General features: G+C 69.1%; 13 protein-coding genes and 2 tRNA genes. 6 read left to right on the forward strand and 9 right to left on the reverse strand.

The annotated features are described in order from the left end of the window. Window positions 1-88 precede the first annotated feature (88 nt). On the forward strand, window positions 89-1,519 hold the full coding sequence (locus AABM36_RS02060; RefSeq protein ID WP_423447069.1) for a sugar porter family MFS transporter: 1,431 nt from the start codon (window positions 89-91) through the stop codon (window positions 1,517-1,519). 205 nt (window positions 1,520-1,724) lie between these two features. Then, a complete protein-coding gene (locus AABM36_RS02065; RefSeq protein WP_423447070.1) occupies window positions 1,725-3,386 on the forward strand; it encodes a thiamine pyrophosphate-dependent enzyme in 1,662 nt (553 codons plus the stop codon). A gap of 75 nt (window positions 3,387-3,461) precedes the next feature. Here AABM36_RS02065 and AABM36_RS02070 read toward each other — a convergent pair whose 3' ends face one another. Then, window positions 3,462-4,715 (reverse strand): MFS transporter, encoded by a 1,254-nt coding sequence (locus tag AABM36_RS02070; protein ID WP_423447072.1) that lies wholly within the window; start codon window positions 4,713-4,715, stop codon window positions 3,462-3,464. A gap of 106 nt (window positions 4,716-4,821) precedes the next feature. Between AABM36_RS02070 and AABM36_RS02075 the strand changes: the two genes are divergently transcribed. Beyond that, entirely contained in the window at window positions 4,822-5,823 is a 1,002-nt protein-coding gene (locus tag AABM36_RS02075) for a zinc-binding dehydrogenase (RefSeq protein ID WP_423447074.1), read from the forward strand. 12 nt (window positions 5,824-5,835) lie between these two features. Here AABM36_RS02075 and AABM36_RS02080 read toward each other — a convergent pair whose 3' ends face one another. Then, window positions 5,836-6,492 carry a DedA family protein gene (locus tag AABM36_RS02080; protein WP_423447076.1) on the reverse strand — a complete coding sequence of 219 codons (657 nt, stop codon included), beginning with the start codon at window positions 6,490-6,492 and terminating at the stop codon, window positions 5,836-5,838. Window positions 6,493-6,834: 342 nt separating this feature from the next. On the opposite strand from AABM36_RS02080, the gene AABM36_RS02085 reads away from it, so the two are divergent. Beyond that, entirely contained in the window at window positions 6,835-7,992 is a 1,158-nt protein-coding gene (locus AABM36_RS02085) for an alpha/beta hydrolase (protein ID WP_423447078.1), read from the forward strand. Between the two features lie 19 nt (window positions 7,993-8,011). Then, a complete protein-coding gene (locus tag AABM36_RS02090; RefSeq protein WP_423447080.1) occupies window positions 8,012-8,701 on the forward strand; it encodes a hypothetical protein in 690 nt (229 codons plus the stop codon). A gap of 12 nt (window positions 8,702-8,713) precedes the next feature. Here AABM36_RS02090 and AABM36_RS02095 read toward each other — a convergent pair whose 3' ends face one another. From AABM36_RS02095 to AABM36_RS02105, 3 genes are all read right to left on the reverse strand, one after another. Continuing rightward, window positions 8,714-9,964, reverse strand: coding sequence for an MFS transporter (locus tag AABM36_RS02095; RefSeq protein ID WP_423447082.1), 1,251 nt, complete (start codon window positions 9,962-9,964; stop codon window positions 8,714-8,716). Window positions 9,965-10,368: 404 nt separating this feature from the next. After that, on the reverse strand, window positions 10,369-10,911 hold the full coding sequence (locus AABM36_RS02100; protein WP_423447084.1) for a rhomboid family intramembrane serine protease: 543 nt from the start codon (window positions 10,909-10,911) through the stop codon (window positions 10,369-10,371). A gap of 415 nt (window positions 10,912-11,326) precedes the next feature. Next, window positions 11,327-11,881 carry a peptidylprolyl isomerase gene (locus AABM36_RS02105; RefSeq protein WP_423447086.1) on the reverse strand — a complete coding sequence of 185 codons (555 nt, stop codon included), beginning with the start codon at window positions 11,879-11,881 and terminating at the stop codon, window positions 11,327-11,329. Window positions 11,882-12,040: 159 nt separating this feature from the next. Between AABM36_RS02105 and AABM36_RS02110 the strand changes: the two genes are divergently transcribed. Continuing rightward, window positions 12,041-12,952, forward strand: a complete 912-nt coding sequence (locus AABM36_RS02110) for a hypothetical protein (protein ID WP_423447088.1) — start codon at window positions 12,041-12,043, stop codon at window positions 12,950-12,952. 94 nt (window positions 12,953-13,046) lie between these two features. Here the strand turns inward: AABM36_RS02110 and AABM36_RS02115 are convergent, their stop codons facing one another. The 4 genes from AABM36_RS02115 to AABM36_RS02130 all read right to left on the reverse strand — a co-directional run bounded on the left by AABM36_RS02115 (window position 13,047) and on the right by AABM36_RS02130 (window position 14,947). After that, window positions 13,047-14,342 carry an Nramp family divalent metal transporter gene (locus tag AABM36_RS02115; RefSeq protein ID WP_423447090.1) on the reverse strand — a complete coding sequence of 432 codons (1,296 nt, stop codon included), beginning with the start codon at window positions 14,340-14,342 and terminating at the stop codon, window positions 13,047-13,049. A 235-nt stretch (window positions 14,343-14,577) separates the two neighbouring features. Then, window positions 14,578-14,650: transfer RNA gene (locus AABM36_RS02120), tRNA-Ala, on the reverse strand. Between the two features lie 51 nt (window positions 14,651-14,701). After that, entirely contained in the window at window positions 14,702-14,824 is a 123-nt protein-coding gene (locus AABM36_RS02125; protein ID WP_423447092.1) for a hypothetical protein, read from the reverse strand. A 49-nt stretch (window positions 14,825-14,873) separates the two neighbouring features. Beyond that, window positions 14,874-14,947: transfer RNA gene (locus tag AABM36_RS02130), tRNA-Ile, on the reverse strand. Window positions 14,948-14,959: the final 12 nt, after the last annotated feature.

Raw genomic sequence — 14,959 nt, forward strand, 5'->3', positions numbered from 1 at the left:
TGGTCCCGCGCGTCCAGCTGTGCACGGCGGACGGCGGGGTGCGGGATCCACCGAGCGTTGAACTTCACGACAGCAAGGGAGCTGTGGGATGAGCCAAGCGGCGCAAGCACACCCGACGGAGCACCACCAGACGAACACCGCTGCGGTGGTTCGCATCACCACCGTGGCCGCCTTCGGTGGCCTCCTCTTCGGATACGACTCCGCCGTGATCAACGGCGCCGTCTCCTCCATCCAGTCCACCTTCGACGTGGGCCCCGGGCCGCTCGGCTTCGCCGTGGCCGCCGCCCTGCTGGGTGCCGCCGTGGGTGCCTTCTTCGGCTCCCGCATCGCGGACCGCACGGGCCGCATCCCCGTCATGAAGGTGGCGGCCCTGCTGTTCCTGCTCTCCGCGATCGGCTGCGGTCTCACGCAGTCCATCGAGTGGCTCGTCTTCTGGCGCGTGATCGGCGGCGTGGGCGTGGGCGTGGCCTCCGTGATCGCCCCCGCCTACATCGCCGAGGTCTCCCCCGCCCACCTGCGCGGGCGGCTGGGCTCCCTGCAGCAGATGGGCATCGTGCTGGGCATCTTCCTGTCCCTGCTCGTGGACGCCCTGCTCGCCACCTGGGCCGGCGGGGCCTCCCAGGAGCTGTGGCTCGGGCTGGCCGCGTGGCGCTGGATGTTCCTGATCATGGCCGTCCCCGCCCTGCTCTACGGCATCGGCTCCTTCCTGATCCCGGAGTCCCCCCGCTTCCTGGTGGCCGCCGGCCGCGAGGACGAGGCGCGCAGCGTGCTGTCCCGGATCCACGGCGACGACGCCGTGGACGTCCGCGTGGACAAGATCCGCACCACCGTGAACAACGAGCGCAAGCCGCGCTTCTCGGACCTGCGCGGTTCCATGGCCGGGCTCAAGCCCGTGGTCTGGGTGGGCATCGGTCTGGCCGCCCTGCAGCAGTTCGTGGGCATCAACGTGATCTTCTACTACTCCAACACGCTGTGGGAGTCCGTGGGGTTCCAGGAGTCCGACTCCTTCGCCATCTCCGTGGCCACCTCCGTGGTCAACGTGCTCGTGACCATCGTGGCCATCTTCCTGGTGGACAAGGTGGGGCGGCGGCCGCTGCTGCTCGTGGGCTCCGGCGGCATGGCAGTGACCCTGGGCGTCATGTCCTTCATCTTCGCCACCGCCGGCAAGGAGATGGTGGACGGTCAGCTCACCCCGGTCCTCGGCCCCGTGGCGGGACCCGTGGCTCTCGTGGCGGCCAACCTCTTCGTGGTGTTCTTCGGCGTCTCCTGGGGCCCGCTCATGTGGGTGCTGCTCGGCGAGATGTTCCCCAACCACATCCGCGGTGCGGCTCTCGCCGTGGCCGGTGCGGTGCAGTGGCTGGCCAACTGGGCCGTGACCGTCTCCTTCCCCACGATGTCCAACAACTCGCTGGGTCTGACGTACGGGATCTACGCGTTCTTCGCGGTGGTGTCCCTGGTGTTCACCATCAAGATGGTCCGCGAGACCAACAACGTGGAGCTCGAGGACATGCACGACTGACCGGCTCCCCCGCACCACACCTCTCGTCCGCCCCGGCCTGCATCTGCGCAGACCGGGGCGGACGGCGTCATTGACCCCGTCCGTGTCGCATGCTGGACGCATTGCCGTGCGTTTTCCCGCCGTCGGGTATTTTGCGAAGAACACTCGTGGGCGCTGCGGCCTTCCGGTTCCGGCGCCCGTCCTGACGGCGAAAAGAGACCTTCCCATGACGCAGCCAACCGCCACCGCAGCTCCGGGCCGCATGTCCGCGGGGCACGTGATCGTCGAGTCCCTCGCGGCGCACGGCGTCGAGCGCGCGTACGTGGTCCCCGGGGAGAGCTACCTGGACGTTCTCGACGGCCTGCACGGCTCGGCCATCGAGACGGTGGTGTGCCGCCACGAGGGCGGGGCGGCGTACATGGCGGAGGCGGACGGGAAGATGAACCAGGTCCCCGGTGTGGCCATGGTGACCCGCGGCCCCGGCGCCGCCAACGCCCACGTGGGTCTGCACACCGCGTGGCAGGACTCCACTCCCATGGTGCTGTTCGTGGGGCTGATCCCGTTCGAGCACCGGGAGAAGGAGGCCTTCCAGGAGTTCGACCCGCACCAGTGGTTCGCCTCCGGTGCCAAGCGCGTGATGGTGCTGGACCACGCGGAGCGCGCCTCGGAGTACGTGGCCGAGGCCATGTTCGCGGCCCGCTCCGGTCGCCCCGGCCCCGTGGTGGTGGGACTCCCGGAGGACGTCATCACCCGCGAGATCGACGCCACGCTGCACCCGGAGATCCCCGTGGCCGGCGGTGGGATGACCGTGGACGACTGGAAGGCCCTCGAGGCCGCACTGCAGCAGTCCATGAAGCCCCTGTTCGTGTTCGGCGGCAACGACTGGAGTGCGCAGGGCGCCGAGCGGTTCACGCGGTGGCTCGAGGAGCACCACATCCCCGCCGCGGCCGAGTGGCGCTGCGAGGGCACGGTCCCCTTCGGCTCCCCCTCCTACGTGGGTCCCATCGGGTACGGGCGCCCCAAGCCCACGTTCGACCTGATGGAGGAGACGGACCTGCTGGTCTTCGTGGGCACGGTCCCCGGTGACGTGATCACCAACGGGTTCCTGGTGCGCCAGGACTGGTCCAAGGAAAATTTCATCGTGACCATGGACCCCTCCATGCGCGGCCGTTCGGGTGCCGTGACCTACCAGATCGTGGCCAAGCCGGACGTGTTCGTACGGGACCTGGTGCGGATGACTCTGCCGGTCAAGGACACGTGGCGGGACTGGTGCCACCGGATGCGGCAGCAGCAGGTGGACTTCTCCACGCCGCAGCCGCGCCCCGAGCAGGACGGCACCGCCACGATGGACGCCCTGATGACCGAGCTGGTGCGGACCCTTCCCGAGGACGCCATGGTCACCTTCGGGGCAGGTGAGCACACCAACTGGGCGCACCGCTACTTCCCCACCAACGGGTACGCGTCCATGATCTCCGCGCGCAACGGCTCCATGGGGTACTCGGTGCCCTCCGCGGTGGCGGCCTCGCTGAACTTCCCGGGCCGCCGCGTGGTTTCGATCGCCGGGGACGGCGAGTTCCTCATGAACGGGCAGGAGCTGGCCACGGCCGCGCAGTACGGCGCCACCCCGCTCGTGATCGTGATGGACAACCAGGAGTACGGCACCATCCGCACCCACCAGGAGCGCCAGTACCCGGGCCATGTGTCCGGGACGCAGCTGAAGAACCCGGACTTCGCGGCCATGGCCGCGGCGTTCCACGGTGTGGGCGTCCGGGTGGAACGGCAGTCCGAGATCCCCGAGGGGTTGGAGCGGGCGTACCGGGCCATCGACGAGGACCACACGTTCGCGGTGATCCACCTGGTCGTGGAGCAGCGCCAGAAGGCATACTGAACCAAGTATAAACTGAGTTCAGAAATGTATCCCGACGCCGCCGCGAGCCTCCCTGCGAGGCTCGCGGCGGCGTCGTCAGCGCAGCGGGTGCTCCGCCTGGTCCCGGTGCATCCGGCCCACGAATACCGCCACCACCCCGAGGGCGGGGGTGAGCAGGGCGACGCCCCAGAAGATGGCCTCGGGTGGGACCACTTGCGAGACCGGGCCCGCCACGGCCATGGAGATGGGCATGAGCAGCAGGGACACGAAGAAGTCCAGGGAGGAGATCCGGCCGAGCATGTGCGAGGGGACGCGGCGCTGCAGCAGGGTGCCCCAGATGACCTGGCCCGCCCCGCCGGTGGCGCCGAACACGCACAGCGCGCCCGCCATGACCCACCACGAGTCCGTCATCCCCGCCAGGCCGAACGGCAGCGTGCCGAAGCCCCAGAGCCAGATCATGGTGGTGAGGTACTTCCGCGGCAGCTGGAGGGAGGCCATCACGCTGGAGCCCACCGCCGTGGAGATGCCGTAGAGACCCAGCATGGCGCCGTAGTCCGCCACGGTGCCCCCCAGCCGGTCCACCACGAGGAACGGGACGAGCACCTCGAGCGGACCCATGAACAGGAAGATCGCGGTCATGGCCCAGAGCAGGGTCCACAGCAGCCACGGTGTGCGCACGCAGTACTGGAAGCCCTCCAGCATCTCGCGCAGCATCGAGGACTGCGACGCCGCCGCGTCCTGTGCGGCGTCGTCGCCCCGCTCCGGGAGCCGCAGCCGCAGCATGAACACCAGCGCCACGGCGTGGCACACGGCGATGGCCAGGACGGAGGCCCCGGGCAGCGCCAGACCCGTGAGGGCACCACCCACGGCGGGGCCTGCCGCGAGCTGCAGCAGGGGGCGGGCCGTGCCCTCCACGCCGTTGGCCGCGAGCAGCTGGTGGACCGGCAGGATCCGGGGCAGCGCGGCGGAGTAGGCCGGGTAGAAGAAGCCCACGGCCCCGGAGAACACGAAGGCCGCGACGCCCAGGTGCCACAGGGCGAGGGTGTCCGTCCAGGTGGAGATCACGATGGTCGTGGCCGTGACCAGGTTGGTGACCTCCACGCACCGCAGGATCACCGTCAGGCGGAACCTGTCCGCAGCCACTCCCCCCACGAGCACGAAGACGACCATTCCCACGGCTCCGGCCGCCGTGACCAGGGACAGGTCCACGGCCGATCCCCCGAGCTCCATGACCCGTGCCACCATGGCCACGGCCCACAGCCCGGACCCGAACACGCTCACGCCCATGGCCAGGGCGAGCACCGTGTACTCGCGCGAGGAGAAGGGGGCCAGGGCCCGGGGAAGTTGCACCGTCACAGGCTATCGGCAGCCGGAGACGTCCTGCGTGTGAGCCGGAACTCACCATGGCGTAGCGTGCAGAGTGACCAGCACACCCGCACCGATCCGAAGGAGCACCATGCGCGCCACCCACGTCCCCAGCCCCGGAACCGTCGTGGTGAAGCAGTGGCCCGATCCCGAGGCCACGCAGGACGGCGAGTTCGTGGTCAAGATGGTCGCGGCGTCGGTGTGCGGCTCGGACCTGCACTCCGTGCTGCACGGCACGCTCCACCCGCGGGGCCCCGAGCTGCCCGGCTACCCGGGTCACGAGGGAGTGGGTGTGGTGACCCGGTCCCGCTCCGAGAAGTTCCCCGAGGGCACCGCGGTGCTGTGCCTCGCGCCCGGGGAGCTCGGCGGCGCCTTCGCCGAGTACATGCTCCTGGACGAGGACCACGCGGTGGCGCTGCCCCCGGAGGTGGACCCCTCGGACCTGACGCAGATGCGGCGCTACCTCATGGCCCAGCAGATGGGTACCTGCATCTACGCCATGAACCTCTACTGGCCCACCGAGGTACCGCCCCGGCGTGCCGGAACCTGTGTGGTCATGGGAGCCGGTTCCGCCGGGCTGTTCTTCCTCCAGGACGCACTCCTGCGGGGCTTCGAGCAGGTGATCGTCTCCGACAAGGAGGAGTCGCGGCTCGAGATCGCCCGGCAGCTCGGTGCCCGCACCGTGCACGTGCCGCACGAGGAGCTGACGGCCGTGGTCTCCGAGGCCACCGGCAACGCGGGGGCGGATCTCGTGATCGAGGCCGTGGGCTCGGACGCCCTGCGCGCGGAGGCCGTGGAGATCGTGGCCGACCGCGGGATCGTCGGGTGGTTCGGCCTCTACGAGAGCTTCGAGTCCGCACCCGTGCCGGTCTACGAGGTCTTCCGCAAGTCGGTCCGGCTCCAGGGCTCCGTGGCCGCCCAGTCCGAGCCCGGTCTCGTCTCTTTCCACGAGGCCGTGCGGCGCATCCGGGACGGCCAGGTCACCGTGGACTACTGCCTGGGCCCCGTGCACCCGCTCGAGGAGACCATCGACGTGCTGCGCACGGCCGAGCGCGGCGGGGACGGGAACGTGAAGTTCACGATCGTGCCGTAGGCCCCGCGCGGGTCAGCTCTGCACGCTCCTGCCCCGCATGCTCGTGATGATCTGGACGGCCACCGGGATCAGCGAGAGGAACACGATCAGGATGGCAATCAGGTCCACGTGGTCGCGGATCAGCGGGATGCCGCCCAGCAGGGAGCCCGCCACCACCATGATGGTGACCCACAGGAAGCCGCCCAGCACGTTCCATCCCACGAACTGCCGGTAGGGGTGGCGTGCGGCCCCCGCCACGAGGGGCACGTAGGTCCGCACGATGGGCACGAAGCGCGCGAGCACGATCGACCGGCCCCCGTACTTGTGGAAGAAGTCCTCGGTCTGGCGCAGGTACGCGGTCTTCAGGAACCGCGCGTCGTCCTTGAAGAACCGCCGCCCGTACCGGTGCCCCAGGAAGTACCCCACCTGGTCACCGGCCACCGCGGCGATGAACGGCACCAGGATCATGAGCCACAGCGGGATGTTCAGTGCCTCGTGCAGCAGACCGCCCGTGAACAGCAGCGAGTCGCCGGGCAGGAACGGGAACAGCAGCCCGGACTCGATGAACACGATCACGGTCATGCCGGCCAGGGCCCACGGTCCGAGCTGCTGCAGCAGCTGCTCGGGGTCCCCCAGCGGGAGCAGCTGGGGCGCGAGGGCTCCCGCGGTCTGCATCAGTTCAAGCGTCATGGTGACCCATTATGCGCCCTCGCGACCGGGTCGCCGTTGGGGGCGTTCACGACGCCGCCCGGGCCGTTCGCGTCCGCGCTTCCGGAGATCGCTCTACGGGGGTCGGCGGGTCCGGGATCCCGGTTCGGCCTCCTCACCGGCCGTCCGGTGGCCGAGGGACGGCTGGGACAGACCTGGCAGCAGCCCTCTCATTTCCCGCCAACGCCCTGTCGTGTCCCGCGCCATGCCCGTCCGGCGCCGTGGATACCTATGCTGTCCCCGTGCGGTGATCCACTCTCTCGAGGAGACCACCGGTCATCCCACCAAGTCCACGGGCAGTCCACAGGAAACGAGCAGCGTGCCATGGCGTTCTTCGAGCTGACAGGGTGGCCCCTCTTCGCCGTCGTCGCGGGGGCGGCGCTCGTCCTGCTCGCGGTCACGGTGGTGGTCCTGCCGCGGCGTCGTGGGCCGGGGCTGGGAAAGTACGTGGTGCAGTTCGTGTGCGTGGTGCTGGTGCTCCTGCTGACCCTCGTGGGTGTCTTCCTGAAGCTGAACATGGACAACCAGTGGTACTCGAGCTGGGGTGACCTGCTCTCGGACGGAGGGGGCCCGGTGACCACCGCGAGCGTCGGGGCCGCCCCCGCCGCCGTGACCACCGGCGCGAGGGATCTGCCCCACCAGCCCTTCACCGCAGCACAGACCAACCCCACCGCCAGCTCCTTCTTCGGATCACAGGTGGATGCCGCCAACACCTCGGGCCAGTGGGTCCACTTCACCCTTTCCGGGCATGAGTCGGGCATCACGCAGGATGCCACGGCCTGGCTACCGCCCTCATACATGGCGCAGCCGCAGCGGGCCTACCCCGTGATCACCGCGTTCACGGGCTTCCCGGGGGACGTGCGGACGTACACCAAGGCCATGGACATCGGCCACCACATCCGCTCCGCGGTCTCGGACGGCACCATGCGGGAGTCGATCGTGGTGATTCCGGACGTCTACCCGGGCAACAACGACACCGAGTGCGTGGACAGCGACCACGGGCTGTGGGACACCTACGTGAGCAGGGACGTGGTGTCCTGGATCCGCGCGAACCTCCGGGTCTCGAGCGATCGGGCCGCGTGGTCCACCCTGGGCTACAGCGCCGGCGGCTGGTGCTCGTCCATGTTCACGGTGCGCCATCCCCAGATCTGGTCCAGCAGCGTGAACCTGGCCGGCTACTTCGCGCCCATGTACAGCCCTGGACAGCAGTGGAGGACCGCGGATCCGGCGGCCTACGACCTCGCCCCGGTGGTCCGACGCGAGAAGCCGGACGTGCGTCTCTGGTTCTTCTCGGGCGGTGAGGACACGGTGTCGGTGAACGCCGTGCACGGCTTCGCCCCGGCCGTCTCCGCGCCCACGAGCCTGGAGACGAACATCTCCCAGAGCGGGGGTCACCGGGTCGCACTCTGGGAGGCGCAGCTGGACTCTTCTCTCGCGTGGCTGGGCCGGACGTCCCCCGCCTTCGCGCCAGCCCCGGCATGAGCGGAACCCAGGACTTGAGATGAACGCGGGGGAATATGCGGGAACGGTGTTCGTCACCGCCCTGGGTGGCTTCGACCCTGCCCCCATGGTCATCATGGCAGCCGCCCTCGGTGCGGGGGTCCGCCGCCGCCACATCATGGGCGCATCCGCCCTCCTGCTGGGAGGCACCGCGGCGTGGGGCCTGGCGCTCAGCCTGCTGGCGGGACCCCGCCTGCAGCGCGTGGACTGGTGGGCCCTGGTGCGCCACGGCAGCACCGCCGCACGGGTCGAGGTCGGTCTCGCAGTGGCACTCGGGGGCTACGCGCTGTGGCGGGCCGTCTCGCGCCGCCGGGCCCGGGGAGAGTCGACTCCCGAAAAGCCCGCCGCCAGCCCCTGGGCCCTGTACGCCACGTCCCTCGTGTTCGTGGGGATCGTGGTGCTCGACATCCCGTTCGACATCCACGTGGCGGTCGCCGCCACGCAGCCCCTGCCCCGGGTGGTCCTCGGATGGGTGGCATGGGCCCTGCTGAGCCAGATCGCCCTGACCGCCCTGGTGCTGCTGACCGTGCTGGGCAGGCAGGAACGGTTCTCCGCAGTGATGCGACGCGCGTGGGCGGCCGTGGCGCCCAGGATCTCGGTGGTCGTCACCGCCCTGCTGGGCCTGGCGTCCCTGCTCATGCTGCTGGACGCCGGGCTGTTCCTGTGGGCAGGCCGGTTCCTGCTCGCGTGATCCGGTCCCTGCTCAGACCGCCGTCTGGGAGGCGGTGACGGGGTGCCCGGCCGCCAGGCGGCGTCGTCGGTCCACCTTCTGCCGCTGGACCCCCGCGAGCGCGAGCAGCCCGCCCACGATGGACAGTGCGCACGCCACCACGGCCGGTGAGCGGTAGCCGAAGCCGGCGGAGATCACGACGCCGCCCAGCAGGGCCCCGATCGAGTTGGCCACGTTGAACGCGGCGTGGTTCAGGGACGCGCCCATCAGCTGGGCGGAACCCGCGGCCGTGATGAGCCAGCTCTGGATGCTGGGCATGATGAACGAGTTGACCAGTGCCATCACGAAGCCGGCCACGAAGATCCCCACCGGGGAGCCACCGAGAATCCCCATGAGCAGAAGTGCTGCGGCCAGTGCCGGGAAGCCCACCGCCATGGTGCGCCGGGCGCTGCGGTCGGCGCTGATGCCGCCGAGGGCGTTGCCGATCGTCATGCCCACGCCCACCACCGCGAGCAGCCACGGGATCGCGCCGGCGGGCAGCCCCGCGAGCTCGCGGCCCATCTGGGTGAGATACGTGTAGATCGCGAAGAACCCGCCGAAGCCCACGGCGGCCACGCCCATCACGATCCACACCTGGGGCAGGACGAAGGCCCTGAGCTCACCGCGTCGGCTGGCCCCGACCACGGGCTCCTGGCGGGGGACCGTGAACCACAGGCCGATGACGGTCACGGTGAAGACCACGGCCACCGCGACGTACGCCATCCGCCATCCCCACGCCTGACCGATGGCCGTCATGACGGGCACGCCCACCACGTTCGCCACCGTGAGACCGGACAGGGCGAGGGCCACACCCTTGGCCTGGTTGCCGGGGCCCATGACGGTGGCGGCCACGAGCGACGCGAGCCCGAAGTAGGCACCGTGGGGAACGCCCGCCAGGAAGCGCAGCACGACCAGGGACTCGAAGGAGGGCGCCAGTGCGGAGGTCAGGCTGCCCGCGAGCAGTGCCGCCGCCATCACCAGGAGCATGACCGTGCGCGAGGACTTCGCCGCCAGGAAGGAGATCACCGGGGCCCCGACGACCACGCCCGCCGCGTAGGCGCTCACCATCCAGCCCGCCCGGGCGATCCCCGTTTCCGGCGACTGCCCGTAGAGCTGCGGCATGAGGTCCTGGGCGATCTGGGGCAGCAGGCCCATGGAGGCGAATTCGGTGCAGCCGATGCCGAAGCCGCCCAGCGCCAGGGCGAGCAGGGCGAGACGGCGGCGAGCAGGAGTCAGCTGGGTCATGACCACGCGGCCTTTCGAGGATCCGGGAGCGAGGGGTGGCACGGGGCGGCCGTGCCTCTCGGGGCGGCTCTTCGCACGCGACGGCGGGTACGGGATGAGCGGGTGGCGGCGTACGGCACACATCCGTCACGGCGCACACACGGACAACGCGCGCGCAGGGGAAATTATTCGCCCTGGGGGACCCGTGTGCGGGAGGTCACCGGCGGCTTCTCCCCACCCGGTGCACGCAGGTTGTCCACAGGTGTGGAGAAAAGTGTGAATATCTCCCCGCACATGTGTGGATCGGGGGCGGAAAATCCCGGATATGCGGTATCCACAGAGTTGTTCACAGCTGTGGAATTACAGATGTGTAAGTTGTTAACAGCTGTGGACAAGCTCTGTGGAGAACGCCGTGGGGCACCTCATCAGATCCTTCCCCGCAGCCGCGGCAGCATGATCGCCGCCACGATCGCGCCGGTGACGAGGCCGCCCAGGTGGGCCTGCCACGCCACACCTCCCACCAGGAAACCGAACGCCAGGTTGATCACGATCAGCACCGTGATGGGCACGATGTTGTTCTCGAAGTGCCGCATGAACACGAACATGGCGCCGAAGAGTCCGAAGATGCCGCCGGAGGCACCGATCACGAGCACCCATGGATCGCCGAGCAGCAGCACCCCCACCGAGCCGCCGATCACGGAGAGCACGAACAGCGCGGCCATCCGCCACGCTCCCAGCAGGGGCTCCAGCATCCGGCCGAAGAGGTACAGGGTGTACATGTTCAGCAGCAGGTGCACGGGCGAGGGCATGGCGTGCACGAAACCGCTCGTGAGCATCCGCCACGGCTGGGACGTGGTGAGAGCGGGGGCGTAGCCCAGCACGGTGGAGAGGTCGTAGGGCGTGAACAGGCGCGTGAGCCACTGCACAGCCCACATGCCCGTGCAGATGCCGATGAGCGTCCAGGTCACCGGCCAGCCACTGCGTCCGCGCCCTCTCCGAGATCGCGCGCGGGCGGGCGCACCTTTACGGGCGGGGTCAGGCTGCCGGGGGTTGGACGGTCCATGACCGGGCGGTCCGTAGCCGTGCGGTGCCGAACCCTGAGTGGCGCCGCTGCCCTCCCGAGGGTCGCGCGGTTGCCGGCCGGGGAGGTACTGGCCGTAACGGGGAGCCGGCACCCCGCCACCCCGGTGAGCTCCGGGGCCTCCCCCGAGCTCAGAATCCCCGTGCGGGTGGGACGTCCGGGGATCGAACCCGTCACTGGCGCGGTCGTCGCTCATGTCATCTCCGGCATATCAACTGGTGGGAGCGGAATTTCTCCCCAGATAGTCGTGGAGCCCACCCGATCACCGGGTGGGCTCCACGCTGTGTGGCCTCGAGTGGGACTCAGAGAGCTTCCACGTCGATGGAGGTGATCACGCAGTCCTCCACGGGGCGGTCCTGGCCGCCGGTGCGGACGGTGTTGAGCTCGTCCACGACCTTCTTGGACTCGTCGTCCGCGACCTCGCCAAAGATGGTGTGCTTGCCCTGCAGCCAGGTGGTGGGGGCGGTGGTGATGAAGAACTGCGAGCCGTTGGTGCCGCGCCCGTTGCGCGTGCCGGCGTTGGCCATGGCCAGCATGTACGGGGCGTTGAAGTTCAGCTCGGGGTGGATCTCGTCGTCGAAGTTGTAGCCCGGGCCGCCGATGCCCTGACCCAGCGGGTCGCCGCCCTGGATCATGAAGTCCTTGATGATCCGGTGGAACACGACGTCCTTGTAGAGCGGACCGGTCTGCTTCTCGCCGGTACGGGGATCGGCCCACTCCTGGGTCCCATCCGAGAGACCCACGAAGTTCTTGACCGTCTTGGGGGCGTGGTTGCCGAAGAGCTCCACCACGATGTCCCCGTGGTTGGTGTGGATGGTTGCCTTGTGCGTGGCAGTAGCGGAAGTCATGGCTGTCATTCTGGCACGGGTGTCACGCAGCCGTCAGGACGGCCGAAAGGTGTTCAGCGCACAGTGAAAAGGCCCCCGAGCAACCCGATCCCCGGGAGTCTCCCAGCCCACAGAACGTATGCTGGGAAGTGGAGATTTACATCATCACCACGGTAGGAGGGAGACATCATGAGCGTGTTCAAGAGCAAGGCTCAGAAGCAGGCCGAGGCCACCAGCAAGGCGGCCGGGCACAAGGTCGTCCACGCGGGGGACTGGCTGTCCACCGAGATCGGTGAGCTCGGCGAGAAGCTGCAGCACGGGGTGGAGGCCGGCGCCACAGCCCTCGCGAGCGGCGTCGAGGCCACGAGCCCGTACGTCCAGGACGGTCTGGGCAAGGCCCAGAGCTTCGGCGAGGACGCCCGCAAGCGCAGCGAGAAGGCCAAGGCCGCGGGTGTCGCGGCTGCCGCTCCCCTCGCCGCCAAGGCCGCCAAGAAGACCGCCACCGGTCGCGCCGCCGCCCAGGAGAAGTACTCGGGCGCCGTCGCCGCGCTGGCCGCCAAGGTCGCGGACGCGGACACCTCGGACCAGTTCGACGCGCTCGTCACCAAGCTGACGGGCGACAAGAAGACGGTCAAGCGCATCCAGAAGGCCGCCAAGAACTCGGCCAAGGAGTACGCCAAGCAGCAGAAGAAGGCCCAGGGCGGTCACAAGGGCCTGCTGGTCCTCGGTCTGCTCGTGGCCGGTGGCGTGGCAGGCGTGGCCGCATGGCGCGCTTCCCGTCCGGTGCAGGATCCCTGGAAGACCCCGGCCACCGCGTCGCCGCGCGTCTCCGCGTCCCCCGTCAACACCAACTCCACCGTGGCCGCCGGCACCGGTGTGAAGGTGGACGACGTCAAGGACCCCACGTCCACCGTGCACCAGGAGGGCACCGCAACGCAGGCGGCCCACCGCGCCACGGACGGCGTGAAGTCGGTGGCCGAGGACGCCAAGCAGACCGTCAACGAGGTCAAGGAGCAGATCAAGGGCTCCAAGACCGACGACACCAAGCTGGGTTCTGCGGACAACGCGTCCAAGCACAACCCGGGCGACACCAAGCACTGAAGTTTCGCTGGGTCCCCGCAGGGGGTCCCGTGACCGCAGCACGACGCCGCGCTCCTCGTCCGAGGGGCGCGGCGTCGTCGTTGTCAGTGCCGCGTCAGGAGAAGATCCCGGCAACGGTGTCGTAGGTCTGGTAGAGGCCCAGGATGATGAACAGCACCGCGCACACCACCAGCACGGCGTTCGTGAACATGCCGTTGCGCCACTTCTTGGGAGTGCGTGACGTGTTGAGCAGCCCCAGCAGCGTGATGGCCAGGAATGGCATGAACAGGGCGCCCAGCACGCCGTAGAGCAGGATCAGGAACACCGGCTTGTCCAGGAGCAGCAGCAGCATGGGCGGGAAGGTGAGCCACAGCAGGTAGAACTTGAAGTACTTGCCGCCGGTCCGCGTGTCCGGGTGCCCACTGGGCTTGTGGCGGACGTTGCCCCAGTAGTCCGCGAACATGAGGGAGACCCCGGACCACACGCCCACCACGGAGGAGAACGAGGCGGCCCAGAAGCCCACGAGGAACGTCGCGCCGATCACGTCCCCGTAGCGCTCGCGCAGCACCTTGTCGAGGTCCAGCAGCCCTTTGTCCCCGGCGCTGATCGCGTAGCCCGCCGAGTAGAGCACCTCGGCACCCACCACGAGCATGGCCAGGACGAAGATTCCGGTCATCGTGTAGGCCACCACGTTGTCGAGCTGCATGACGCGCATCCAGCGGGGCTGGTGCCAGCCCTTCTCCCGCAGCCAATAGCCGTACGCGGCCAGGGTGATGGTGCCGCCCACCCCACCGGCCAGTGCGAGCGTGTACACCACGCCGCCCTGGGGGATCACGGGGATCAGCCCGGTGAGCATCTCCGGGATGTCCGGCACCGTGATGACGGCCAGGCCCACCATGACCACGAACATGACGCCCACCATGGCCGCGGTGATCTTCTCGATGACCGCGTACCGTCCGAGCCACACGATCCCGAACCCCAGCAGACCCATGATCATGGCCCACGCCCACAGCGGCAGGAACGGGAACAGGGCTGCGAGGGGCAGTGCGGAGGAGGACATGGCGGTGGCCCCGTACACGAAGCCCCAGATGATGATGTATGGGCCGAAGTACCACGAGGTCCAGCGTCCCAGGGACCGCCAGCCCTCGAAGATGGTGCGGCCGCTGGCCAGGGAGTAGCGCCCCGCCCCTTCCACGAGCACGATCTTCATGATGGTGCCGGCCACCACCGCCCACAGCAGGGTGTACCCGTACCGGGATCCGGCGGTGAGCGTGGCCACCATGTCCGCGGCCCCCACGCCCGTGGCGGCGACCACCAGACCGGGACCGATCAGCTTCCAGCGCTCGATCCGCTCGAGCGGCTCGTGGGGATCGACCGAGGCCAGGGGCTGCAGGGGGGTCTTGTCGCGCATGGGGAGACTCCGCACTTCGATATGGGGCACGTCACAGGTGGGGACCAGTCTGTCACGGCCCCGGGCCCCTCGGTGACAGTTGCGTTGCATGGCGGGCCGCCGGTCCGTGCGGGAGGTGTGACCAGGAACGGGGCGAACGAGACGCGTCCGGTCACCGGTGCCTCGTCCACCGCTCCGGGGGAACGAGAAGAACCCCGGACACCTCATGGAAGAAGAGGTGCCCGGGGTCCGGGTGTGGAGCCTAGGAGATTCGAACTCCTGACATCTGCCTTGCAAAGGCAGCGCTCTACCAACTGAGCTAAGGCCCCGTATTCAGTTGCGGCGCTCCTCCACCGGGAGGAACGCCGTGCCCGCGGTTCTCAGTCCACGGGATCCACTGCCGAATTCCATGCTTCCCGTTTGGCCTCCGCATCTCGCCAGGACTTCACAGCGGCGACCGTCAGTCCGGTCAGGGCGACGAGTGCCGCAATGCGTGACTTCACGGGGTTCCTCCGGTCGAGCAGAACTCGCGGTGGGTGGGAATTCGATGGGTGGGCGTACCAGGAATTGAACCTGGGACCTCTTCGTTATCAGCGAAGCGCTCTAACCGTCTGAGCTATACGCCCTCAGCGTGGCCG

The organism is Kocuria sp. KSNUG (genome assembly GCF_049532735.1).
Classification (GTDB): domain Bacteria; phylum Actinomycetota; class Actinomycetes; order Actinomycetales; family Micrococcaceae; genus Kocuria; species Kocuria rhizophila.

Excerpts from the sequence above, each read along its gene's own strand:
- AABM36_RS02060 (WP_423447069.1), top strand. The coding sequence starts at position 89 with ATGAGCCAAGCGGCGCAAGCACACCCGACGGAGCACCACCAGACGAAC.
- AABM36_RS02065 (WP_423447070.1), top strand. The coding sequence starts at position 1,725 with ATGACGCAGCCAACCGCCACCGCAGCTCCGGGCCGCATGTCCGCGGGG.
- AABM36_RS02075 (WP_423447074.1), top strand. The coding sequence starts at position 4,822 with ATGCGCGCCACCCACGTCCCCAGCCCCGGAACCGTCGTGGTGAAGCAG.
- AABM36_RS02080 (WP_423447076.1), bottom strand. The coding sequence starts at position 6,492 with ATGACGCTTGAACTGATGCAGACCGCGGGAGCCCTCGCGCCCCAGCTG.
- AABM36_RS02085 (WP_423447078.1), top strand. The coding sequence starts at position 6,835 with ATGGCGTTCTTCGAGCTGACAGGGTGGCCCCTCTTCGCCGTCGTCGCG.
- AABM36_RS02090 (WP_423447080.1), top strand. The coding sequence starts at position 8,012 with ATGAACGCGGGGGAATATGCGGGAACGGTGTTCGTCACCGCCCTGGGT.
- AABM36_RS02095 (WP_423447082.1), bottom strand. The coding sequence starts at position 9,964 with ATGACCCAGCTGACTCCTGCTCGCCGCCGTCTCGCCCTGCTCGCCCTG.
- AABM36_RS02105 (WP_423447086.1), bottom strand. The coding sequence starts at position 11,881 with ATGACAGCCATGACTTCCGCTACTGCCACGCACAAGGCAACCATCCAC.
- AABM36_RS02110 (WP_423447088.1), top strand. The coding sequence starts at position 12,041 with ATGAGCGTGTTCAAGAGCAAGGCTCAGAAGCAGGCCGAGGCCACCAGC.
- AABM36_RS02115 (WP_423447090.1), bottom strand. The coding sequence starts at position 14,342 with ATGCGCGACAAGACCCCCCTGCAGCCCCTGGCCTCGGTCGATCCCCAC.